The 21,329-nt window shown below is 70.9% G+C and carries 18 protein-coding genes; 11 read left to right on the top strand and 7 right to left on the bottom strand.

Annotated features, from left to right (window positions below):
- Positions 1 to 6 precede the first annotated feature (6 nt).
- From OHT51_RS21060 to OHT51_RS21050, 3 genes are read left to right on the top strand one after another with little or no spacing between them, the layout of a single operon-like run.
- On the top strand, positions 7 to 951 hold the full coding sequence (locus tag OHT51_RS21060) for an NTP transferase domain-containing protein (protein ID WP_328880483.1): 945 nt from the start codon (positions 7 to 9) through the stop codon (positions 949 to 951).
- Positions 948 to 2,333, top strand: a complete 1,386-nt coding sequence (locus OHT51_RS21055; protein WP_328880482.1) for a molybdopterin molybdotransferase MoeA — start codon at positions 948 to 950, stop codon at positions 2,331 to 2,333. The genes OHT51_RS21060 and OHT51_RS21055 overlap by 4 nt, the downstream gene beginning before the upstream one ends.
- Complete coding sequence (locus OHT51_RS21050) at positions 2,321 to 3,439, top strand: potassium channel family protein (protein WP_328880481.1); 1,119 nt, start codon at positions 2,321 to 2,323, stop codon at positions 3,437 to 3,439. The genes OHT51_RS21055 and OHT51_RS21050 overlap by 13 nt, the downstream gene beginning before the upstream one ends.
- A 99-nt stretch (positions 3,440 to 3,538) precedes the next feature.
- Here the strand turns inward: OHT51_RS21050 and OHT51_RS21045 are convergent, their stop codons facing one another.
- Entirely contained in the window at positions 3,539 to 4,387 is an 849-nt protein-coding gene (locus OHT51_RS21045) for an ABC transporter permease (protein WP_328880480.1), read from the bottom strand.
- On the bottom strand, positions 4,384 to 5,448 hold the full coding sequence (locus OHT51_RS21040; protein ID WP_328880479.1) for an ATP-binding cassette domain-containing protein: 1,065 nt from the start codon (positions 5,446 to 5,448) through the stop codon (positions 4,384 to 4,386). Before OHT51_RS21040 ends, OHT51_RS21045 begins: the two co-directional genes overlap by 4 nt.
- Positions 5,449 to 5,794: 346 nt before the next feature.
- Here OHT51_RS21040 and OHT51_RS21035 point away from each other — a divergent pair, with 346 nt between their 5' ends.
- The gene (locus OHT51_RS21035; protein ID WP_328880478.1) at positions 5,795 to 6,775 is read left to right on the top strand and encodes an NAD(P)H-quinone oxidoreductase; all 981 of its coding nucleotides are present in this window, start codon (positions 5,795 to 5,797) and stop codon (positions 6,773 to 6,775) included.
- Positions 6,776 to 6,858: 83 nt separating this feature from the next.
- Here OHT51_RS21035 and OHT51_RS21030 read toward each other — a convergent pair whose 3' ends face one another.
- Positions 6,859 to 7,851, bottom strand: a complete 993-nt coding sequence (locus OHT51_RS21030) for a hypothetical protein (protein ID WP_328880477.1) — start codon at positions 7,849 to 7,851, stop codon at positions 6,859 to 6,861.
- Between the two features lie 155 nt (positions 7,852 to 8,006).
- Between OHT51_RS21030 and OHT51_RS21025 the strand changes: the two genes are divergently transcribed.
- A complete protein-coding gene (locus OHT51_RS21025; protein WP_328425801.1) occupies positions 8,007 to 8,546 on the top strand; it encodes a bacterial proteasome activator family protein in 540 nt (179 codons plus the stop codon).
- Positions 8,547 to 8,629: 83 nt separating this feature from the next.
- Here OHT51_RS21025 and OHT51_RS21020 read toward each other — a convergent pair whose 3' ends face one another.
- A complete protein-coding gene (locus OHT51_RS21020) occupies positions 8,630 to 10,285 on the bottom strand; it encodes a protein kinase domain-containing protein (RefSeq protein ID WP_328880476.1) in 1,656 nt (551 codons plus the stop codon).
- A 352-nt stretch (positions 10,286 to 10,637) separates the two neighbouring features.
- On the opposite strand from OHT51_RS21020, the gene OHT51_RS21015 reads away from it, so the two are divergent.
- The 4 genes from OHT51_RS21015 to OHT51_RS21000 all read left to right on the top strand — a co-directional run bounded on the left by OHT51_RS21015 (position 10,638) and on the right by OHT51_RS21000 (position 16,248).
- Positions 10,638 to 12,197 (top strand): protein kinase domain-containing protein, encoded by a 1,560-nt coding sequence (locus tag OHT51_RS21015; protein WP_328880475.1) that lies wholly within the window; start codon positions 10,638 to 10,640, stop codon positions 12,195 to 12,197.
- Between the two features lie 452 nt (positions 12,198 to 12,649).
- Positions 12,650 to 13,825, top strand: coding sequence for a pyruvate dehydrogenase (acetyl-transferring) E1 component subunit alpha (gene pdhA / locus OHT51_RS21010; RefSeq protein ID WP_328880474.1), 1,176 nt, complete (start codon positions 12,650 to 12,652; stop codon positions 13,823 to 13,825).
- A 1-nt stretch (position 13,826) separates the two neighbouring features.
- Complete coding sequence (locus OHT51_RS21005; RefSeq protein WP_328880473.1) at positions 13,827 to 14,816, top strand: alpha-ketoacid dehydrogenase subunit beta; 990 nt, start codon at positions 13,827 to 13,829, stop codon at positions 14,814 to 14,816.
- Positions 14,817 to 14,826: 10 nt separating this feature from the next.
- Positions 14,827 to 16,248 (top strand): dihydrolipoamide acetyltransferase family protein, encoded by a 1,422-nt coding sequence (locus tag OHT51_RS21000; RefSeq protein ID WP_328880472.1) that lies wholly within the window; start codon positions 14,827 to 14,829, stop codon positions 16,246 to 16,248.
- A 67-nt stretch (positions 16,249 to 16,315) separates the two neighbouring features.
- Here OHT51_RS21000 and OHT51_RS20995 read toward each other — a convergent pair whose 3' ends face one another.
- Positions 16,316 to 17,218 carry a D-alanyl-D-alanine carboxypeptidase family protein gene (locus OHT51_RS20995; RefSeq protein ID WP_328880471.1) on the bottom strand — a complete coding sequence of 301 codons (903 nt, stop codon included), beginning with the start codon at positions 17,216 to 17,218 and terminating at the stop codon, positions 16,316 to 16,318.
- A 209-nt stretch (positions 17,219 to 17,427) separates the two neighbouring features.
- Between OHT51_RS20995 and OHT51_RS20990 the strand changes: the two genes are divergently transcribed.
- Positions 17,428 to 18,090, top strand: coding sequence for a GntR family transcriptional regulator (locus tag OHT51_RS20990; RefSeq protein WP_328880470.1), 663 nt, complete (start codon positions 17,428 to 17,430; stop codon positions 18,088 to 18,090).
- Positions 18,087 to 19,400, top strand: coding sequence for an MFS transporter (locus tag OHT51_RS20985; RefSeq protein ID WP_328880469.1), 1,314 nt, complete (start codon positions 18,087 to 18,089; stop codon positions 19,398 to 19,400). Before OHT51_RS20990 ends, OHT51_RS20985 begins: the two co-directional genes overlap by 4 nt.
- A 12-nt stretch (positions 19,401 to 19,412) precedes the next feature.
- On the opposite strand, the gene OHT51_RS20980 is transcribed toward OHT51_RS20985, so the two are convergent.
- Together OHT51_RS20980 and OHT51_RS20975 are read right to left on the bottom strand one after the other, a co-directional pair.
- Positions 19,413 to 20,213 carry an SAM-dependent methyltransferase gene (locus OHT51_RS20980; protein WP_328880468.1) on the bottom strand — a complete coding sequence of 267 codons (801 nt, stop codon included), beginning with the start codon at positions 20,211 to 20,213 and terminating at the stop codon, positions 19,413 to 19,415.
- Positions 20,214 to 20,362: 149 nt separating this feature from the next.
- Complete coding sequence (locus OHT51_RS20975; RefSeq protein ID WP_328880467.1) at positions 20,363 to 21,187, bottom strand: maleylpyruvate isomerase family mycothiol-dependent enzyme; 825 nt, start codon at positions 21,185 to 21,187, stop codon at positions 20,363 to 20,365.
- Between the last annotated feature and the right edge of the window lie 142 nt (positions 21,188 to 21,329).

Here is a 21,329-nt window from a genome sequence, read left to right as displayed (position 1 = left end):
CGGGGGGTGACCGCGTACGAACCGACGGGCGCGCAAGGCGCCGCCGATGCTGTTCACGACGTCGCGTACGACGCCGTCGTGCTTGCCGGCGGTGCCGCGCGGCGGCTCGGCGGGGTGGACAAACCCGGGGTACGGGTCGGCGGGCGTCCCCTGCTCGACCGAGTGCTCGCCGCCTGCGCCGACGCACACACCACCGTCGTCGTCGCCGACCCCCGGCCTACCGCGCGCCCGGTGACCTGGGCACGTGAGGACCCGCCCGGGGGCGGCCCGGTCGCCGCCCTCGACGCCGGGCTCCGGCACACCGGCGCGGAGCAGGTCGTCGTCCTCTCGGCCGACCTGCCGTTCCTCGACGAGGGCACGGTACGGCGGCTGTTGGCCGCCCTGCGCACCGGCGACGCCGACGGCGCGCTGCTCACCGACGCCGACGGCCGCGACCAGCCACTCGTCGCCGCGTACCGCGCGCCCGCGCTGCGCCGCGAGCTGGCCGTGCTCGCCCAAGGGCCGGACGGCCTCGCCGGCCTTCCTCTGCGCCGGCTGACCGGCGCGCTCGGTCTCACCCGCGTCCCCGGCCCCGTCGCGTCCTTCGACTGCGACACCTGGGACGACATCGCCACCGCCAGGGCACGCATCAGGGAGCATGGGCACGTGTTGGATGAATGGATTTCCGCAGTCAAGGACGAACTGGGCGTCGACCTCGACGTCGACACCAAGGTGCTGCTGGACCTCGCCCGCGACGCCGCCCACGGCGTGGCACGGCCCGCGGCCCCGCTGACCACCTTCCTCGTCGGGTACGCGGCAGCGCAGGCCAGGGACGGCGAAGGCGGACCCGAAGCGGTCGCCGAGGCATCCCGCAAGGCCGCCGCCCTCGCCCTGCGCTGGGCCGAAGAGGTCGCCGCCAAGTCCGACGTGGCCCCCGACGCCACCCCGGACACCCGCCCGGACGCCGGATGACCCCCCGCGGCATCCAGGCGGACGAGGACGCCGAGGACCTCGACGTCGAGGAGGTGCTCGCCCTTGTGAACGAGGACAACGGCCACCACACACCGGGCGATCACGTGCCCGCACCCACCCCACCCGCCCCGGGCTCCCCCACCCCGGGCTCCCCCAAGCCGGACGGCCAGCACAAAGCCACCCCCTGGCCCGAAGCCCGCGACATCGCCGCCCGCGCCGCCCGGTCCGGCACCCGGGCCGCCGGCCGTGCCCCCGTCTCCGTCCCTCTCGACGCCGCCCTGGGGCTCGCCCTGGCCGCTCCCCTCACCGCCCTCACCGATCTGCCCTCCTTCGACACCACGGCCATGGACGGCTGGGCCATCGCGGGACCCGGTCCCTGGGACGTACGGGACGAGGGCGTGCTGGCCGGGCACGGCGAACCCGAGCCGCTCACCGACGGCGAGGCCGTCCGTATCGCGACCGGCGCCCGCATCCCCCCGGACACCACCGCCGTCCTGCGCAGCGAACACGGCCGCACGGACGCCCAGGGCCATCTGCACGCCACCCGCAACACCCAGCCCGGCCAGGACATCCGCGCTCGCGGCCAGGAGTGCCGTAAGGGCGACCATCTGCTGGCCGTCGGCACCCTCGTGACCCCGGCCGTGCTCGGCCTGGCCGCCGCCGCCGGATACGACACCGTCACCGCCGTACCCCGCCCCCGCGTCGAAGTGCTCGTCCTCGGCGACGAGTTGCTCACCGAAGGGCTCCCGCACGACGGGCTGATCCGCGACGCCCTCGGCCCGATGCTGCCGCCGTGGCTGCGCGCACTCGGCGCAGAGGTCACCGCCGTGCGCCGGCTCGGCGACGACGCCAAGGCCCTGCGCAAGGCGCTCACCAGCTCCCACGCGGACCTCGTCGTCACCACCGGCGGCACCGCGGCAGGCCCCGTCGACCACGTCCACCCCACCCTGCACCGCATCGGCGCCGAGCTCCTGGTCGACAGCGTCAAGGTGCGCCCCGGACACCCCATGCTGCTGGCCCGCCTCAAGGAGAACCAGCACCTCGTGGGCCTGCCCGGCAACCCCCTCGCCGCCGTCTCCGGCCTGCTCACGCTCGCCGAACCCCTGCTGCGTACGCTCGCGGCACGCCCCGCCCCGGAGCCCTACACGCTGCCGCTGAGCGAGGCGGCGCACGGGCATCCGTACGACACCCGGCTCATCCCTGTCGTGCTGCGCGGCGACCATGCTGTGCCACTGCGCTACCACGGCCCTGCCATGCTGCGGGGCATGGCGGCGGCCGATGCCGTCGCTGTCGTACCACCGGGCGGTGTCCGTGCCGGTCAGGAGACCGAACTGCTCGACCTGCCCTGGGCCACTGCCGGTATCGAGGTGTGTTTCACGTGAAACTTCCGGGCCAGGACGCCATAGCTCGCGAGGCGGACGAGCGGGTCGCCACCTATCGCGTGAAGCTCCCGAAGAAGATCGTGGAGCATCCGTTCCGGCAGGTTGCCAAGCGGGTCACGATCGCCCTGTCACTGCTCGTGGTGGCTGCCTTGATCGTCTACGCCGACCACGACGGCTACAACGACAGCTCCGATGGTTCCGTAGACCTTCTCGACGCCTTCTACTACGCGACTGTCAGCCTCTCCACCACCGGATACGGCGACATCACCCCGGTCAGTGACGCCGCGCGGCTCACCAATATCTTCGTCATCACGCCGATGCGTGTGCTGTTCCTGATCATCCTGGTCGGCACCACGCTCGAGGTCCTCACCGAACGGACCCGGGAGGAATGGCGTCTGAACCGCTGGAGGTCCACCTTGCGCGACCACACCGTCGTCGTCGGCTTCGGCACGAAGGGCCGTTCGGCGATCCAGACCGTCTGCGCCACGGGCTTGAGCAAGGACCAGGTCATCGTGGTCGACCCGAGTTCCAAGGTGATCGAGGCAGCGGTCGCGGACGGATACGCCGGGGTCACGGGGGACGCGACGCGCAGCGAGGTCCTGAAGCGGGCCGAGGTGCACAAGGCACGGAAGATCATCATCGCCACGCAGCGCGACGACACCGCCGTCCTGGTGACGTTGACGGCCCGGCAGCTGAATCGCGGGGCGAAGATCGTGGCCGCGGTGCGTGAGGAGGAGAACGCGCCGCTGCTCAAGCAGTCCGGCGCCGACGCGGTCATCACCAGCGCCAGCGCGGCCGGGCGGCTGCTCGGCCTCTCCGTGCTCAGCCCCGCCGCCGGCATGGTGCTGGAGGATCTGATCCAGCAGGGCAGCGGGCTCGACATCGTCGAACGGCCGGTCATAAAGGCCGAGGTGGGCAAGAACCCGCGCCAGATGGACGACTTGGTGGTGAGCGTCCTGCGCGGGCACCGGGTGCTCGGATACGACGATCCGGCCGTCGGGACATTGGAGTTGACGGACCGGCTCATCACGATCGTGAGGGCGACGCCGGGCAGTCAGGTCGCACCTGATGACCGGCGTCTGCCCCCGGGGATGAAGCCCGTCTGACGTCTCGGACGGGCTCCATGTCCGGTGCTGCTTGCGGCTGTACGCGTTTCTTGGTTGTACGGGCTACTTGCGGCTGTACGTCTACTTGCGCTGTACGCGCTACTTGCGGTTGTACAACCGCATCGTGATCGGCCCGAAGACCAGCACGAACAGGCCTGCCCAGCCCACCGACCAGGCGATCTCGTCCGCCGGCCAGTTGCCCGCCATCAACTCGCGGACAGCCGAGGCCAGATGAGTGATCGGGCTGTTGTTGACGAAGGCCTGGAGCCAGCCCGGCATGGTCTTCGGGTCGACGAAGATGTTCGACAGGAAGGTCAGCGGGAACAGCACCATCATGCTGACGCCCATCACCGACTTCTCGCTGCGCAGCAACAGCCCGAACATCGTCCAGACCCACGAGAACGCGAACGAGAAGGCGACCAGCAGGGCGATCCCGGCGAGGACACCGAGCACCCCGCCGTCCGGGCGGTAGCCGATGATCATGCCGACGGTGAGCATCACCACGGACGCGATCGTGTAGCGCAGGGCGTCGCCCAGCAGATAGCCGACCATCGTCGACGGCCGCCAGATGGGCAGCGAACGGAACCGGTCGAAGACGCCCTTCTCGATGTCGGTGTTCACCGAGACGCCCGTGTACATCGTGATCATCACGACCGACATCACCAGGATGCCCGGCAGCAGGAACTGGATGTACTCCTTCGGGGACCCGGCCAGGGCGCCCCCGAACAGGTACGTGTACATCAGCACCATCATGATCGGGAACGCCGTGACGTCGAAGAGCTGCTCCGGCACGTGCTTGATCTTCAGGATCGCGCGCCAGCCGAAGGTCATCGAGGCAGAGAGGGCGCTGGGCCGCGGCGGCCGCTCCCCCGCGACGAGCAGCGCCGCGAGCGACTCGGCGCTGACGGGGGCGAGTTCCTTGTTCTCGGTCTGCGTCACGGTACTCATGCCGCCACCCCGTCCTTGTCGTCCTTGCCGGCCCCGTCGGCCTTGTCCGTCCGGTCGTCGTTGTCGCGTGCGTCGCGTGCGTCGTGGGTGTCGTGTCCGGTGAGGGCGAGGAAGACCTCGTCCAGGCTCGGCTGGCCCAGCGAGAAGTTGTCGACGGTGATGCCGGTGCGGGCCAGCTCGGCGAGCGCGCGGGCGGCCTGCTCCGCCGCGCCCTGGCCATTGGCCGCCCCGGAGCCGACGCGCGCGGTGAGGGCCACGGGATCGGGCTCCAGTTGCACGTCCGCGTCCAGGGTCAGCCGCAGGATGCGCTCGGCCTCAGGACGCTGCGCCGCGTCGCGCAGCCGCAGATGGACGGAACCGGCGCCCACGGACGCCTTGAGCTCGCCCTTGGTCCCCTCGGCGATCACCTTGCCGCGGTCGATCACGGCGATCCGGGAGGCCAGCTGGTCGGCCTCGTCCAGGTACTGCGTGGTCAGCAGCACGGTGGTGCCCTGGGCGACGACCGCGCGCACGATGTCCCACACCTGGTTGCGGCTGCGCGGGTCCAGGCCGGTCGTCGGCTCGTCGAGGAAGAGCAGGTCGGGGGTGTTGAGGATGGAGGCGGCGATGTCGATACGGCGCCGCATGCCGCCGGAGTAGTTCTTGACCTGCTTCCCGGCCGCCTCCGTCAGCCCGAAGGCCTCCAGGAGCTGCCCGGAGCGCTGCCGCGCGGCCTGCTTGCCGTGTCCGAGGAGCCGGCCCAGCAGGACCAGGTTCTCGGTGCCGGTGAGGTCCTCGTCCACGGAGGCGTACTGGCCGGTGAGGCTGACGCGACCGCGCACCTCGTCGGCCTCGCGGACGACGTCGTGGCCGAAGACGTGCGCCTCGCCGCCGTCGGGTCGTAGGAGGGTGGCGAGCATCTTCACCGTGGTGGTCTTTCCGGCGCCGTTGGGGCCGAGGACGCCGTAGACCGTGCCGGCCGGAACCGCGAGGTCCACGCCGTCGACGGCCCGTGTCTCACCGAATGTCTTCACCAGGCCCGCGGTCTCGATCGCGAGACCGGACGTCGTCTGCGTGCTCATGCTTTCGGGGTTCCTTCCGGGTGGTCCTTCCGCGTTCTTGGGCTACGCGTGGGGAGACCTTTACGGTCGCGCAAACTCATCGGCGACGCACAGGGATTTTCGAATGACCCGCCCAAGGACCGAGGGGGGCTCCGCCGGGGGCATGGGGACGGCGGGCTGGAGGGCTCGGGCGGGAGTACCGCGGGCGGGGCGCGGACCTCGGGCGGATCGGAGGGACCCGGCTGAGGGCCTCGGGCGGGAGGACAGACCCGGGCGGAGGGCTTGGGTGGGAGACCGGGACGGTGGCTGGAGGGCTTGGGTGGGAGTAGCGGCCGGGGTGCGGGGGGTGAGGAGTAGCGTCCGTGCCATGCATGCGATCACGATTCCCGAACCTGGTGGGCCCGAGGCGCTGGTGTGGGACGAGGTCCCCGATCCCGTCGCCGGAGAGGGCGAGGTGCTGGTCGAGGTGGTGGCCGGGGCCGTCAACCGTGCCGACATCCTGCAGCGGCAGGGCTTCTACAACCCGCCGCCCGGCGCCTCCCCCTACCCCGGTCTGGAGTGCTCCGGCCGGATCGCCGAGATCGGCCCCGGCGTCTCCGGCTGGGCCGTCGGCGACGAGGTGTGCGCGCTGCTCGCGGGCGGCGGCTACGCCGAGAAGGTCGCCGTACCGGCGGGCCAGCTGCTGCCCGTCCCCAAGGGCGTGAGCCTCACGCAGGCCGCCGCGCTGCCCGAGGTGGTCTGCACGGTCTGGTCGAACGTCTTCATGGTCTCCCATCTGCGCCCCGGCGAGACCCTGCTCGTGCACGGCGGTTCGAGCGGCATCGGCACCATGGCCATCCAGCTGGCCAAGGCCGTCGGCGCCAAGGTCGCCGTCACGGCGGGCAGCAAGGAGAAGCTCGACCGGTGTGCCGAGCTGGGCGCCGACATCCTCGTCAACTACCGGGATCAGGACTTCGTCGCCGAGGTCAAGAAGGCCACCGACGGGGCCGGAGCCGACGTCATCCTCGACAACATGGGCGCCAAGTACCTCGACCGCAACGTCCAGACCCTCGCCGTGAACGGCCGCCTCGCCATCATCGGCCTGCAGGGCGGCGTCAAGGGCGAGCTCAACATCGGCGCGCTCCTGGCCAAACGGGCTGCCGTCAGCGCGACCTCGCTGCGGGCCCGTCCCCTGGGCGAGAAGGCGGCGATCGTCGCGGCCGTACGCGAGCACGTGTGGCCTCTGCTGGACGCCGGGCACGTACGGCCGGTGGTGGACCGCGAGATGCCGATGAACGACGCGGCCGGGGCGCACCGGGTGCTGGAGGAGAGCGGGCACGTGGGCAAGGTGCTCCTCGTCGTGCCGTAGGCCGGCCACGGTGGGCACGGTGGCCAGGACACCCCGAGCGGCCACCTGCCACCTGCCAGCCGCCGGCCGCCGGCCGTCGGCCGCTAGCCGCGCCGCAGCCTGAGACCCACGAAGGCGAGGCCCAGGCCGAGCCCGATGAGCACGAGCCCGGCGCCGAGGGGCAGGACCTGCAGTACGGGTTCGGCGCGGTCCTCGGCGTGCGTGACGGGCCGGGGTACGGCGTGGGTCGCCGGGGCGGAGGCGTCTCCGGCGGCCTCCGAGCTCTCCGTCGCCGTACCCCCGTCGTCCTCGCCCTCCGACTCCGGCCGCGTCGAGCCGTCACCCTCCTCCTCGCGGTCGCGGTCGCGGTCGCGCTCCCGCCCCGTCACCGCTTCGTCGTCCTCCAGCGGCCCCTTCTCCCGCCCGGGCCGCTCCCGCCCCTCACCGGCCCGGCTCCCGGCCCGGGACGGCCCGTCGGAGGGCCTGGGGCGGAAGGCGCCGGGGCCGTGGGCCGTGGAGGTGGGCGTTGCCCCGGACTTCATGTCCCCGTCCGACCTCCCGACCTCCCAGTGCTTGCCGGATTTCCCGGAGACCGTGGGGGAGGCGGGGGCGGAGGTGATCCCGGACGCCGGGGGCGAACCGGAAGGGGGCCCGGACCCGGAGTCGGAGCCGGCGGAGCCCTCGGACGCCGTTGCGGGGGAACCCGAGGGCCCGGAGGAGGCCGGGGGCGTCGCCGCGGAGCCGGAGGGGCCACGGGAAGCGGCAGCCGGGCCGGGCCGGGGCGTGCTTGCGGGGCTGTAGGAGCCCCTGGACTCGCCCGTGGAGCGGGAGATGGCCCTGGACCCGGTCGTGGAGTCGGAGGAGGCCCTGGACCCGGCTCCGGGCTCGGCGGAACCCCTGGACCCGGCCCTGGCATCGGAGGAAGCCCCGGACGGGGCAGCGCCACGCCCGCCCTCCAGGCCGTACGCCATCACAGACCCGCCCGGCCCCAGGATCAGCCCCAGCGCCAGCGCCCCCAGCACTCCCGCGGCGCGCAGCTCCCGCGGTCGCCCCCGCCCTGCCCGACCCGCCCGTACCGCCCCCAGCCATGAAGTCATGGCACAAGCCTCACAGGACCTGGCAAACCCGGCATTTCGGAGGCCGCCACTCGACCGAACCGAGCCTGACGGAATCTCCCGCCCTGTAAACGGTGGATCACCCCACACGGGGGGCACCACGATGATGAGCTGTACGGGTGCGAGAGAATGGCGGCATGGAGATGCCGAGGAACGAACGGTCGTCGGAGAACCCCCAGATCCTGGTCGTGGGCCAGGACGGGATGGCCATCGGCGGCGGAGGCGACGAGGACTCCCGCGAGGTTCCGGTGACGGAGATGGTCGAGCAGCCGGCGAAGGTCATGCGGATCGGAAGCATGATCAAGCAGCTGCTCGAAGAGGTCCGCGTGGCGCCGCTGGACGAGGCGAGCCGCGTCCGGCTCAAGGAGATCCACGCCAGCTCCGTGAAGGAGCTGGAGGACGGCCTGGCCCCGGAACTCGTCGAGGAGCTGGAGCGGCTGTCCCTGCCGTTCACGGACGAGGCGACACCGAGCGACGCGGAACTGCGGATCGCGCAGGCCCAGTTGGTCGGCTGGCTGGAGGGCCTGTTCCACGGCATCCAGACCACGCTGTTCGCCCAGCAGATGGCCGCGCGGGCCCAGTTGGAGCAGATGCGCCGGGCCCTCCCGCCGGGCGTCGGCGGCCCCGAGGACGGCGAGCAGCACCCGGGCGGCCGCTCGGGCGGACCGTACCTGTAGGACACACCTGGCCCGTAGGACACCCCCGCCGCGTACGCGAAGGGCCCGGCAGCCGATGCTGCCGGGCCCTTTCGGTTACGGGATCAGTCCGACTCCGGATTGCCCGTCGAGACCGTGAACTTCATCTCCGGCGGGTCGTCCGGGTCGAAGTCCGTGCCCTTCTCCGGCGACTGCCGCATGACGGTGCCCTCGCCGAACGTGTTCTCGTCGGTGTCGACCTTCTCGACGTCCCACCCTGCTGCCTTGAAGCACTCGACGACCGACGGCCAGTACTTGAAGGTCATGTCCGGCATCGTCACCTTGTCGGGGTCGAGGTACGACTCCCGCGGCTCGGTGCACTCGGTCGTCTCGACCGTGTTCGCGCTGTCGCCCGCCCGGTATCCCGGCGCCTTCGTCGCCGACTCCGAGGCGGTCGTGCCGCCGCTGCCGCCGCTCCCGCCCCCGTCGTCCTCGGTGCCCCCGCCCTTCAGGGTCAGGGCCGCGATCAGGCCGCCCACCGCGACGACGGACACGATGATCGAGCCGATGATCATCGGCCGGTTGCTCTTGCCGCCGCCCGAAGCGGGCCGCGTCTGGGGCGACATGGTGTACGGCGCCGGGGTCGGGTGGCCCGGCTGCGGGGAGTACGAGGCCGGTGGCGGCGTCTGGAAGCCCTGCTGCTGCGGGTAGCCGTACGCCGGCGACGGCATCGACGGCGGCGGGGTGCCGTACGGGTTCGGGGCCGGCGTCTGCTGGTACGGCGTCTGGACGTGGCCCGCGGGCGGGGGCGTCTGGCCGCCGACCGGCGGGAACACCGAGGCGCCGACGCCCTGGCCGCTCTGCGTCTGCGAGCCCGGCACGATGCTGGGCGGGGCCGCCTGGAAGGACGCGGCCACGCGCAGGCACTCGTCGCGCATGGACTCGGCGCTCGGGAAGCGCTCGTTCGGGTTCTTCTTCAGCGCGCGGGCCACCAGCGCGTCCAGGGCCGGCGGCAGGGCGCTGTTGATCGAGGACGGAGCGACCGGCTCCTCCTGCACGTGCGCGTACGCGATCGCCAGCGGTGAGTCCGCGTCGAACGGAAGCCGCCCGGTGACCAGTTGGAACAGCATGATGCCGACCGAGTAGAGGTCGGAGCGGGCGTCCACGCCCCGGCCCAGCGCCTGTTCCGGCGAGAGGTACTGGGGGGTGCCGACCACCATGCCGGTCTGCGTCATCGACGTCACACCGGACTGCATGGCGCGCGCGATGCCGAAGTCCATGACCTTGACCACGCCGCGCTTGTTCATCATCACGTTGCCCGGCTTGATGTCCCGGTGGACCAGGCCCATCTCGTGGCTGATCTCCAGCGCCGCGAGCACATCCGCTGTGATCTTCAGCGCCTTGTCTGCGGGCATCGCGCCCAACTGCCGTACGTCCTCGTCGAAGACGGAGCTGAGGGGGCGGCCCTCGATGTACTCCATGACGATGTACGGCGTCGTCATGCCGTCGACTTCGTCCTCGCCGGTGTCGAAGACCGAGACGATGTTGGTGTGCGTGAGCTTCGCCACGGCCTGGGCCTCGCGGCGGAAGCGCTCGCGGAAGGCCTGTTCGCGGCCGAGTTCGGTGTGCAGCGTCTTGACCGCGACCTGCCGGTCGAGCACGGAGTCGTAGGCGAGATGCACGGCGGCCATGCCGCCCTGGCCGAGCAGGTCGCGCAGCTGATAGCGGCCGCCGGCCAGCGACCGCCCCGCGTTCTGGCCCTGTGCGCCGTCCTGGCTCATGTTCTGCGTCCCCCGTACCCTCTCGGGCGCCTGCGATTGCCGTGGATCGAGTGATCCCGAGTGATCCAATGTGGTATTCCCGGCCAAGTCTGCCCCACGGCACTGACAGGTCAAGCGCGGTGCCCGTTCCGTGACCGTACGCGAAGGCAGCGTCGCGGAAGCGTTACAGGGGCTGTACGGCCGGCGCACAGAATTTGCACGACGGGACGGAGTAACGGTTTGATGGCCGGTCTGTCTTCGTCAGGCCGGGGCCACCGTCTCGGACCGACGGCTTGCGCCGAGCCTGTAGCGTGGCCGACGGAGACCGTAACAACACCGCGCGCACCGCGGGCAGAAACGACGGCGAGGACCGATGGCACAGCAGCAGCGCGCTCAGGGCCCGTCCGACCCCGAGGCGGCTGGCGGCGGTATGTCAGACGCGCCGGAAATGTGGGGTAATGGCGGACTTGTCGGGGACGGCCGATATCGGCTGACCCGCAGACTCGGCCGGGGCGGCATGGCCGAGGTGTTCGCGGCCGAGGACGTACGCCTCGGACGCACCGTGGCGGTCAAGCTGCTGCGCTCCGACCTCGCCGAGGACCCCGTCTCCAAGGCCCGCTTCACGCGCGAGGCCCAGTCGGTGGCCGGCCTCAACCACCATGCGATCGTCGCCGTGTACGACTCCGGCGAGGACGTCGTGGGCGCGCACAGCGTGCCGTACATCGTGATGGAGATCGTCGAGGGCCGCACCATCCGCGACCTCCTCCTCAACGCCGAGGCGCCCGGCCCCGAGCAGGCCCTGATCATCGTCTCCGGTGTCCTGGAGGCCCTCGCCTACTCGCACCAGCACGGCATCGTGCACCGCGACATCAAGCCGGCCAACGTCATCATCACGCACAACGGCGCCGTGAAGGTGATGGACTTCGGCATCGCCCGCGCCCTGCACGGCGCGCAGTCGACGATGACGCAGACCGGCATGGTCATGGGCACCCCGCAGTACCTGTCGCCCGAGCAGGCGCTCGGCAAGGCGGTCGACCACCGCTCCGACCTGTACGCGACGGGCTGCCTGCTCTACGAACTCCTCGCGCTGCGCCCGCCGTTCACCGGCGAGACGCCGCTGTCGGTGGTCTACCAGCACGTCCAGGACATCCCGACCCCGCCGTCCGAGGCCTCCGACGCCGTGCCGCCGGAGCTCGACGGCCTGGTCATGCGCTCCCTCGCCAAGGAACCGGACGACCGCTTCCAGACGGCCGAGGAGATGCGCGGCCTCGTCCAGTACGCCCTGCAGATGCTGTACGACCAGGGCGGCCACACCGGCACCTGGAACACCGGCCCGGTGGCGATGCACGAAGGCCGGAACACCCCGGCCGCGGGCTTCGCTAACACGACCGTCATGGGGCACCCCGGCGACTCCGGCTCCGGCACGACGCAGATCCCGCAGCCGATCATCCCCTCCGGGTACGGCGGCGGAGACGACGGCGGCTTCGAGGGGCGCGGGAACAGGGGCAGCGGGCGCGGCAAGCTGTGGATCCTCGCCGTCCTCGCGGTGATCGCCATCGCGGCGGGTGTCGCGCTGGCACTGAACAACGGCGGCGGTGGTGGCGGCGGCGGAGACACCAAGGAGACTCCGACCACCTCGCAGACCACCGACGAGGACAAGGCCACCGACGATCCGACGGACGAGCCGACCGACGAGCCGACCGACGAGGTCACGGACGACGGCTCCGGCACGGGCACCGACCCGGACTACACGCCGTCGGACACGCCGACGGAAGAGCCGACCGAGGAGCCGACGGAGGAGCCGACGGAGGAGCCGACCGAGGAGCCGACCACCACGGAGCCGACGGACGAGCCGACCACCACGGAGCCGACGGACGAGCCGACGGAGGATCCCACGCTGCCGACACCGCCGACGGGCGGCGTCGAGGGCTGATCCCTTCCTGGCGCCCTCCTGGCGCAAAACCGCCTGTACACGCGCGTGCGGCCCGGCAACGGGCTGCACGCGCGTGTGGCGTTTTCGGGGCATATCGGCCGACCGGGTGGTACTCCAAGGACACCCCCGGCTGCGATCTCACGTCCGGCGACTCTTCCCGTGACCTGGGTCACCGATATAACGTGCCGTTGTTCCGGCCCCCTGCAAGGCTGTGACCAGGACTTGTTCCCGACTTTCGCGATTTACTTGGAAATCCAAGCAAAATCGCAGGTCAGGAGGGGTTTCACAGAAATGTGGAGCACTGGGTAACGTGCCTATTGCAGGGCGCTCGCCGGGGCACCTGTCACGCCTGTCCCCCATGAGCCGCACCCACCCTGTGCGTCCGTAGGGCTTCAGGTGAGCCGCACTGGCGCCCGGCGAACCCGGGTAGCCGGACCGACGGAGGAGCACACGTGACCGTGGAGAGCACTGCCGCGCGCAAGCCGCGACGCAGCGCCGGTACCAAGAGCACGGCCGGCAAGACAACCGCAAGGAAATCGCCGAGCGCGGACCCCGAGCTCGTGCAGTTGCTGACGCCCGAGGGCAAGCGCGTCAAGAACGCCGAGTACGACAAGTACGTCGCCGGCATCACCCCTGAAGAGCTCCGCGGCCTCTACCGCGACATGGTGCTCACCCGCCGCTTCGACGCCGAGGCCACCTCCCTGCAGCGCCAGGGCGAGCTGGGCCTGTGGGCGTCGCTGCTCGGTCAGGAGGCCGCCCAGATCGGCTCCGGCCGCGCGACCCGCGAGGACGACTACGTCTTCCCGACCTACCGCGAGCACGGTGTCGCCTGGTGCCGCGGGGTCGACCCGACCAACCTGCTGGGCATGTTCCGCGGCGTGAACAACGGCGGCTGGGACCCGAACAGCAACAACTTCCAGCTGTACACGATCGTCATCGGTTCCCAGACGCTGCACGCGACCGGCTACGCGATGGGCATCGCCAAGGACGGCGCCGACAGCGCGGTGATCGCGTACTTCGGCGACGGCGCCTCCAGCCAGGGCGACGTCGCGGAGTCCTTCACCTTCTCCGCGGTCTACAACGCCCCCGTGGTGTTCTTCTGCCAGAACAACCAGTGGGCGATCTCCGAGCCGACCGAGAAGCAGACCCGGGTGCCGCTCTACCAGCGCGCACAGGGCTACGGCTTCCCCGGCGTCCGTGTCGACGGCAACGACGTCCTGGCCTGCCTGGCCGTGACGAAGTGGGCGCTGGAGCGCGCCCGCAACGGTGAGGGACCGACGCTCGTCGAGGCCTACACGTACCGCATGGGCGCCCACACCACCTCGGACGACCCGACGAAGTACCGGGCCGACGAGGAGCGTGAGGCCTGGGAGGCGAAGGACCCGATCCTGCGCGTTCGCCGGTACCTCGAGGCTTCAAACCACGCGGACGAGGGATTCTTCGCGGAACTGGAGACCGAGAGCGAGGCGTTGGGCAAGGGAGTGCGTGAGGCGGTCCGTGCCATGCCGGACCCGGACCACTTCGCCATCTTCGAGAACGTGTACGCGGACGGGCATGCGCTCGTCGACGAGGAGCGCGCCCAGTTCGCCGCCTACCAGGCGTCGTTCGCGGACGTAGAGGGGGCCTGACATGGCAGCGGAGACAGTCAAGAGCATGGCTCTTGCCAAGGCGATCAACGAATCGCTGCGGCACGCGCTCGACGCGGACCCCAAGGTCCTCATCATGGGCGAGGACGTCGGCAAGCTCGGCGGCGTCTTCCGGGTCACCGACGGCCTGCAGAAGGACTTCGGCGAGAGCCGGGTCATCGACACCCCGCTGGCCGAGTCGGGCATCGTCGGCACCGCGATCGGCCTGGCCCTGCGCGGCTACCGCCCCGTGGTGGAGATCCAGTTCGACGGCTTCGTCTTCCCGGCCTACGACCAGATCGTCACCCAGCTCGCGAAGATGCACGCGCGCTCGCTGGGCAAGGTCAAGCTCCCGGTCGTCGTCCGCATCCCCTACGGCGGCGGCATCGGTGCGGTCGAGCACCACTCGGAGTCGCCGGAAGCCCTCTTCGCGCACGTGGCGGGCCTGAAGATCGTGTCGCCGTCCAACGCGTCGGACGCGTACTGGATGATGCAGCAGGCCATCCAGAGCGACGACCCGGTGATCTTCTTCGAGCCCAAGCGTCGCTACTGGGACAAAGGCGAGGTCAGCACCGAGGCGATCCCGGGTCCGCTGCACAAGGCGAAGGTCGTCCGCGAGGGCACGGACCTCACGCTGGCCGCGTACGGCCCGATGGTGAAGCTCTGCCAGGAGGTCGCCGCCGCGGCCGCCGAGGAGGGCCGGAACCTGGAGGTCCTGGACCTGCGCTCGGTCTCCCCTCTGGACTTCGACTCGATCCAGACGTCGGTCGAGAAGACCCGCCGTCTTGTGGTGGTCCACGAGGCCCCGGTGTTCTTCGGCTCGGGCGCGGAGATCGCCGCCCGGATCACGGAGCGCTGCTTCTACCATCTGGAGGCCCCGGTGCTGCGGGTGGGCGGCTATCACGCCCCGTATCCGCCGGCGCGTCTGGAGGAGGAGTACCTGCCGGGCCTGGACCGGGTGCTCGACGCCGTCGACCGTGCCCTGGCGTACTGAGGAGAGGGTCGTGACGACGATGACGGAAACGTCCGTGCGCGAGTTCAAGATGCCCGACGTGGGCGAGGGACTCACCGAGGCCGAGATCCTCAAGTGGTACGTCCAGCCGGGCGACACGGTCACCGACGGCCAGGTGGTGTGCGAGGTCGAGACGGCCAAGGCGGCCGTCGAGCTGCCCATCCCGTACGACGGGGTGGTCCGAGAGCTGCACTTCCCCGAGGGCACCACGGTGGACGTCGGTACGGCGATCATCGCGGTGGACCTGGCGGGCGGGGCGGCACCGGCCGCTGAGGAGGCCCCGGCCGCGCAGCCGGAAGCCGCTCAGGAGCAGCCCAAACCGGAGGGGTCCGGCCGCCAGCCGGTCCTGGTCGGCTACGGCGTGGCCCAGACCTCGACGAAGCGCCGCCCGCGGAAGGGAGCCGACGTCCCGCACCAGGAGCCCTCGACGCCGGCGCAGGCACTGCAGTCCGAGCTGAACGGCCACGGCCCGGCGCCGGCGGTGACGTCCGACCGACCGCTGGCGAAGCCGCCGGTGCGCAAGCTGGCGAAGGACTTGGGCGTCGACCTGGCCACGGTGACTCCGACCGGCCCCGACGGCATCATCACGCGCGAGGACGTCCACGCGGCGGCGGCCCCGTCCGCGCCGGCCGCCGAGCCGGTGCCCCAGGCCGTCCCCGCCGCCGCCCCGGTCGCCGCCCCGGCGCCGATGGCCGCGGCCACGTACGACACGGCCCGTGAGACCCGTATCCCGGTCAAGGGCGTCCGCAAGGCGACGGCGGCGGCGATGGTCGGGTCGGCGTTCACGGCGCCGCATGTCACGGAGTTCGTGACGGTGGACGTGACGCGCACGATGAAGCTGGTCGAGGAGCTCAAGCAGGACAAGGAGTTCGCGGGCCTGCGCGTGAACCCCCTGCTGCTGATCTCCAAGGCCCTGCTGGTTGCGATCAAGCGCAATCCGGAGGTCAACGCGTCCTGGGACGAGGCGAACCAGGAGATCGTGCAGAAGCACTACGTCAACCTGGGCATCGCGGCGGCGACTCCGCGCGGCCTGATCGTCCCGAACATCAAGGACGCCCACGCCAGGACGCTCCCGCAACTGGCCCAGGCGCTCGGCGAGCTGGTGTCGACGGCACGGGACGGCAAGACGACCCCCGCCGCGATGCAGGGCGGCACGGTCACCATCACCAACGTCGGCGTCTTCGGCGTCGACACCGGCACCCCGATCCTGAACCCCGGCGAGTCCGCGATCCTCGCGGTCGGCGCGATCAAGCTCCAGCCGTGGGTCCACAAGGGCAAGGTGAAGCCGCGTCAGGTCACGACGCTGGCGCTCAGCTTCGACCACCGCCTGGTGGACGGTGAGCTGGGCTCCAAGGTGCTGGCGGACGTGGCGGCGATCCTGGAACAGCCGAAGCGGCTGATCACCTGGGCGTGAGCCACAGGCAACAGCGAAAGGGGCGGCCACTGTCGAGTGGCCGCCCCTTTGCGTGTGACGCGGGGTGTCAGCTGATCCTGGCGTAGCCGTAGTTGATCAGCTTCTTCACGTCCGCCGTGCGGTTGGCCTCCGAGGAGGCGGTCAGCACGGCGCCCATGACCTGCTCGCCGTTCATCGTGGCGGCGAAGACGAGGCAGTACTTGGCCTCGGTGCCGGAGCCGGTCTTGATGCCGAGCGTGCCGTTCCAGCCGAGCAGTGCGTTGGTGTTCTTCCACGCCGCCATCGTGCGGGTGGCACCGGTCTTCGTGATCGTCTTGGCCGTGTACGACTTGGTCTTCACAACGGTCTTGAACGTGGAGCTCTTCATCACGCTGCGGGCGAGCTTCGTCAGGTCGCGCGGCGTCGAGGCGTTGGTGCCGTTGCTTATGCCGTCGAAGGAGTCGAACTTCGTGTTCGTCATGCCCAGGCTCTTGGCCATGGTGTTCATCTTGCCGATGAAGCTCTTGGTGCGGGCCGAGACCGTCGTGCCGGAACCGAACTTGTCGGCGAGGGCCATCGCGGCGTCGCAGCCGGAGGGCAGCATCATCCCGTACAGCAGCTGACGGACGGTCACCTTGTCGCCGACGATCAGGTGGGCCGTCGACGGGTAGCCCTTGCGGACCATGTAATCGCTGACCTCCTTCTTGATCGTCACCTTGGTGTCCAGGTTCAGGTTCGACTGCGACAGCACGACCTTCGCGGTCATGATCTTCGTGGTGGAGGCGGTGAGCCTCTTGGTGTCAGCGGCCTTGGTGAAGAGCGTCGTGCCGGTCGCGCTGTTCATCAGGTACCCGCCCTTGGCGGTGATGGAGGGCGCCGTCACGGCCTGCGCGGGAGCCGCGGTGAGGGCTCCGGTCACGAGCACGGCGCCGGTCGTGACGGCGACGGCTGCGGCTCTGCGCACGCGGAGGCCCTTGGTGGCGGTTATCAACTTAAATACCCCGATTACGTCGAATGCCCCGAAAGTGCGGCCGAGTTGGAAGGGGAAGAAAGTGGGGCCGCACGTGTGTGACACGTAATTAACACAGAAGGTTGTGCACCAGATGCGGCAGGTGCCGCGTCTTTACCCAGGGATTCCTTTTCGGGTCCGCATGGTGGACACCGACCGCCATGCGTACGTGTTGTATCTATGCTGTGGCCATGCCTTCCGCCCCACCCGCCCCGCTCAAGCAGCCACCCGCCGCCGACCGCGTCTACACCCACGTCAAACAGGGCGTCCTGGACCGCCGTTACGAGGGCGGCACCCTCCTCACCGAGGGCGAACTGGCCGAGGCCGTGGGGGTCTCGCGCACCCCGGTGCGGGAGGCGCTGCTGCGGCTGGAGGCCGAAGGGCTGATCAAGCTCTACCCGAAGAAGGGCGCACTGGTCCTGCCGGTCTCCGCACAGGAGATCAAGGACGTGGTGGAGACGCGGATGCTCGTGGAGGAGTACGCGGCGCGCAAGGCCGTCCCCGCGCCCCCCGGACTCATCGAGCGCCTGGAGGAACTGCTCGCCCGGCAGAAGGCGCAGGCCGCCACCGGTGACCTCGCCGGGGCCGCCGTCACCGACCGGTGCTTCCACGTGGAGATCGTCCGCAGCGGCGGCAACGAGATCCTGTCGCGGCTGTACGACCAACTGCGCGACCGGCAACTGCGCATGGGCGTGGCCGTCCTGCACTCCCACCCCGACCGGATCGCCAAGACCCTCGTCGAGCACGAGGAGATCCTGCAGGCCCTGCGCTCGGGGGACGCCGAGGAGGCCGTCGGGATGGTCCACCGGCACATCGGCTGGTTCTCGCATCTGGCGCGGGGGGAGGAGCGATGAAGGCCGCCGCGTTGCCGGGCGGTCCTCCCTCAGAGGGGGCACCCCCGGGCGGCCGCCGCGCCGTCGCCATCTGGGGCATAGGCGTCTCGGTCTACTTCGTCGCCGTCATCTTCCGTACGTCCCTCGGGGTCGCCGGCCTCGACGCGGCGGACCGCTTCGACGTGAACGCCTCGGCCCTGTCGACGTTCTCGATCCTCCAACTGCTCGTCTACGCGGGCATGCAGATACCCGTCGGCCTGCTGGTCGACCGGCTCGGCACCAAGAAGGTGCTGGCCATCGGCGTGGTGCTGTTCACGGCGGGCCAACTCGGCTTCGCGTTCTCGCCGTCGTACGGCACGGCCCTCGCCTCGCGCGCCCTGCTGGGCTGCGGCGACGCGATGACGTTCATCAGCGTGCTGCGGCTCGGCACCCGCTGGTTCCCGGCCCGGCGCGGCCCGATGATCGCACAGCTCGCGGGCCTTGCGGGCATGGCGGGCAACCTCGTCTCCACGCTGGTCCTGGCGCGGCTGCTGCACGGGGTGGGCTGGACGGCGGCGTTCGCGGGCAGCGCGGCCGCCGGTGTCGTCGTACTCGTCCTGCTCCTCCTGTTCCTCAAGGACCACCCCGAGGGGCACGAACCGGAACCGCTCGCGCACCGGGGATCGGCGTACGTACGACGCCAGATAGCCGCGTCCTGGCGGGAGCCCGGCACCCGGCTCGGGCTGTGGGTGCACTTCACGACGCAGTTCCCGGCGATGGTGTTCCTGCTGCTGTGGGGCATGCCGTTCCTGGTGGAGGCGCAGGGGCTGTCCCGGGCGACGGCCGGTGAACTGCTCACCCTGGTCGTCCTGTCGAACATGGTCGTGGGCCTCGTCTACGGCCAGGTCGTCGCCCGGCACCACGAGGCGCGGCTCCCGCTGGCGCTGGGCACGGTGGGAGCGACGGCGGTGCTGTGGGCGACGACACTGGCCTGGCCCGGTGTGACGGCGCCGATGTGGCTGCTGATCGTGCTGTGCACGGTGCTCGGGGCGTGCGGGCCCGCCTCCATGCTCGGCTTCGACTTCGCGCGGCCGGCGAACCCGCCGGAGCGTCAGGGGACGGCGTCCGGGATCACCAACATGGGCGGCTTCGTCGCGTCGATGACGACACTGTTCGCGATCGGCGTGCTGCTCGACGCGACGGGGGACGACTACGCCGTCGCCTTCTCGGCGGTGTTCGTCCTCCAGGCCCTGGGCGTCAGCCAGATCCTGCGGCTGCGCGGGCGTGCGGCGCGCAGGGAGCGGGAGCGGCTGGTCGCCAGCAGGGTGGAGACCGTACACGTGCCGGCGTAGCCGGAGCGGACGTCAGCCGCGTACGGGTACGAGCGTGAGGTAGGCGATCCCCAGCACCCCGCGGTAGCTCATCCACTGGGCGCGATGCCGGTCGAGGCGCTCCCGCGTCTCGGCCGCGAGCGGGTGATCCGGGTGTTCGGCCAGCCAGATCTCGACGTCCGCCTGGTACGCCGACTCGAACTCCTCCCACTCCCCGAGGGTCGCCGTCTCCGTCCACTCCGGGCGGAAACCGGCGTCGACCACGAGGTCGAGCAGGGTGGCGAGGTCGTGGTGGTCGGTGGGGGCGGCTCCGGGCCACATGCCGGAGAGCTCGGCAGCCGTCGGGGTGCGCTGCCAGAAGCCCTCCCCGAGCAGTACGCGTCCGCCGTCGGCGACCAGGCGGCGCAGTTCGCGCAGGGCATCTATGAAAAGCTCGGGCGGCTCGGCCGAGCTCAGGGCCTGGCTCGCCCCGACGCACAGCACCAGGTCGGCCGGACCGCGCGAGGTCCCGACCGCGGACTCCTCGACGAACTCGGCCCGGCCCGCCAGCCCTCGGTCCTCGGCAAGGCGGCGGCCGCGCGCGAGATCCTCGGCCTTGATGTCGATGCCGACCCCCGTCGCGTCGGGCGCGGCGGACAGGACGCGCAGCATCAGCTCGCCCCAGCCGCAGCCGATGTCGAGGACCGACGTGGGGTTCGTGCGGGTGAGCCGCTGGACGAGACCCTGCGCCCGTGCCTCGGACAGCGGACCGTGGAAGGTCAGCCGGGTGAGGCGGGGCGGTTCGTCGGTACGGTGGCCGGGGGCGGCCTCGGTTTCAGTTGTCGTGTCAGTCACGGCACGCACGCTAACTCGGCGTTCCCTGCCGCCGACAGCGAATAACAGGCAGCCGCCTCCCGGCACCCGGCAGCCGCCTCCCGGCACCCGGCACCCGCCTCCCGGCACCCGGCACCCGCCTTCCGGCACCCGGCGCCCGGATTGGATTCCTACGGCGTGACCGTGAAGTTCCGCAGGATCGCCGCCGTCAGGTCCGCGTCGCCCTCCGACTTCAGCCGGTCCGCCGCCGCCTCCGGCGTGATGCGGCCGCAGGCCAGGCGGACGTAGGTCTCCCAGTCGAGGGTGAGGGTGGCGGCGGGGCCCAGCGCGGGGGCCGTTTCGAGGGTGCCGCGGCCCTGGATGTCGATGCGGATCGTGCGCAGGAACTCGATCGGACCGTGCACGTCGAGGACGATCGCCGAACTGCGGGGCGCGTCCGCCTTGGTGGCGATGATGTCGGGCAGCTTGGACAGCAGGACGTCACGGGCGACGTGCGCGCCGGGGGAGTCGAGGTTGCCGGGGCGGCCGAGGGCCGCGCGCAGGTCCTGTTCGTGCACCCAGATGTCGAACGCGTGGGTGCGCATCGACTCCTCGAGGGTGAGCTCCGCCCCCAGCGGGCCGCGCACCTTCGTGCCGGGGTCGCGGGACTCGTTGCGCAGCTGGCGGTTGCGGCGGATGACCGTGTACTCCAGCTCGGACGTCATCTCCGGCGCCGTGTGGTGGCGGCGGACGTCGACCTGCATCTCCATGTAGCGCTGGCTGTCGTTGGTGACGTGGAAGAGGTCGCGCGGAAGCGTGTGGATGGGACGCGGGTCGCCGAGCATCTCGCAGTCCAACCCGATGACATGGGACACGACGTCGCGGACGGACCAGCCGGGGCAGGGCGTGCGCCGATTCCACTCGCCCTCCACAAGCGGCGTCACCAGCTCGGATATCGCTTCGATGGAGTGGGTCCAGGCGTCGGCGTAGGGCTGGAGGGTGGGATGCAGACTCACGGAAACGGGACCCCTCGGCGGTTGGAACGTCGGTACGCGGGCAGGTTGTGGCGGCGGTGCCAGTGGGTGGCGGCTGCTGTCGGCGGGTGTCTTGAAACGCTAAGTTACGCTGCTGTGAGGCACCCCGGCAGTGCTTTCGTGT

The organism is Streptomyces sp. NBC_00299 (assembly GCF_036173045.1).
Lineage (GTDB): Bacteria > Actinomycetota > Actinomycetes > Streptomycetales > Streptomycetaceae > Streptomyces > Streptomyces machairae.
The sequence above is the reverse complement of the archived record's forward strand: the minus strand, read 5'-3'. Positions and strand labels throughout refer to the sequence as shown.

Bases quoted from the DNA above. Each gene is read 5' to 3' on its own strand.
- OHT51_RS20985 (WP_328880469.1), top strand. From the start codon at position 18,087: ATGAAGGCCGCCGCGTTGCCGGGCGGTCCTCCCTCAGAGGGGGCACCC.
- OHT51_RS20990 (WP_328880470.1), top strand. From the start codon at position 17,428: ATGCCTTCCGCCCCACCCGCCCCGCTCAAGCAGCCACCCGCCGCCGAC.
- OHT51_RS21020 (WP_328880476.1), bottom strand. From the start codon at position 10,285: ATGAGCCAGGACGGCGCACAGGGCCAGAACGCGGGGCGGTCGCTGGCC.
- OHT51_RS21025 (WP_328425801.1), top strand. From the start codon at position 8,007: ATGGAGATGCCGAGGAACGAACGGTCGTCGGAGAACCCCCAGATCCTG.
- OHT51_RS21045 (WP_328880480.1), bottom strand. From the start codon at position 4,387: ATGAGTACCGTGACGCAGACCGAGAACAAGGAACTCGCCCCCGTCAGC.
- OHT51_RS21005 (WP_328880473.1), top strand. From the start codon at position 13,827: ATGGCAGCGGAGACAGTCAAGAGCATGGCTCTTGCCAAGGCGATCAAC.
- OHT51_RS21040 (WP_328880479.1), bottom strand. From the start codon at position 5,448: ATGAGCACGCAGACGACGTCCGGTCTCGCGATCGAGACCGCGGGCCTG.
- OHT51_RS21055 (WP_328880482.1), top strand. From the start codon at position 948: ATGACCCCCCGCGGCATCCAGGCGGACGAGGACGCCGAGGACCTCGAC.
- OHT51_RS21035 (WP_328880478.1), top strand. From the start codon at position 5,795: ATGCATGCGATCACGATTCCCGAACCTGGTGGGCCCGAGGCGCTGGTG.
- OHT51_RS21030 (WP_328880477.1), bottom strand. From the start codon at position 7,851: ATGACTTCATGGCTGGGGGCGGTACGGGCGGGTCGGGCAGGGCGGGGG.
- OHT51_RS21015 (WP_328880475.1), top strand. From the start codon at position 10,638: ATGGCACAGCAGCAGCGCGCTCAGGGCCCGTCCGACCCCGAGGCGGCT.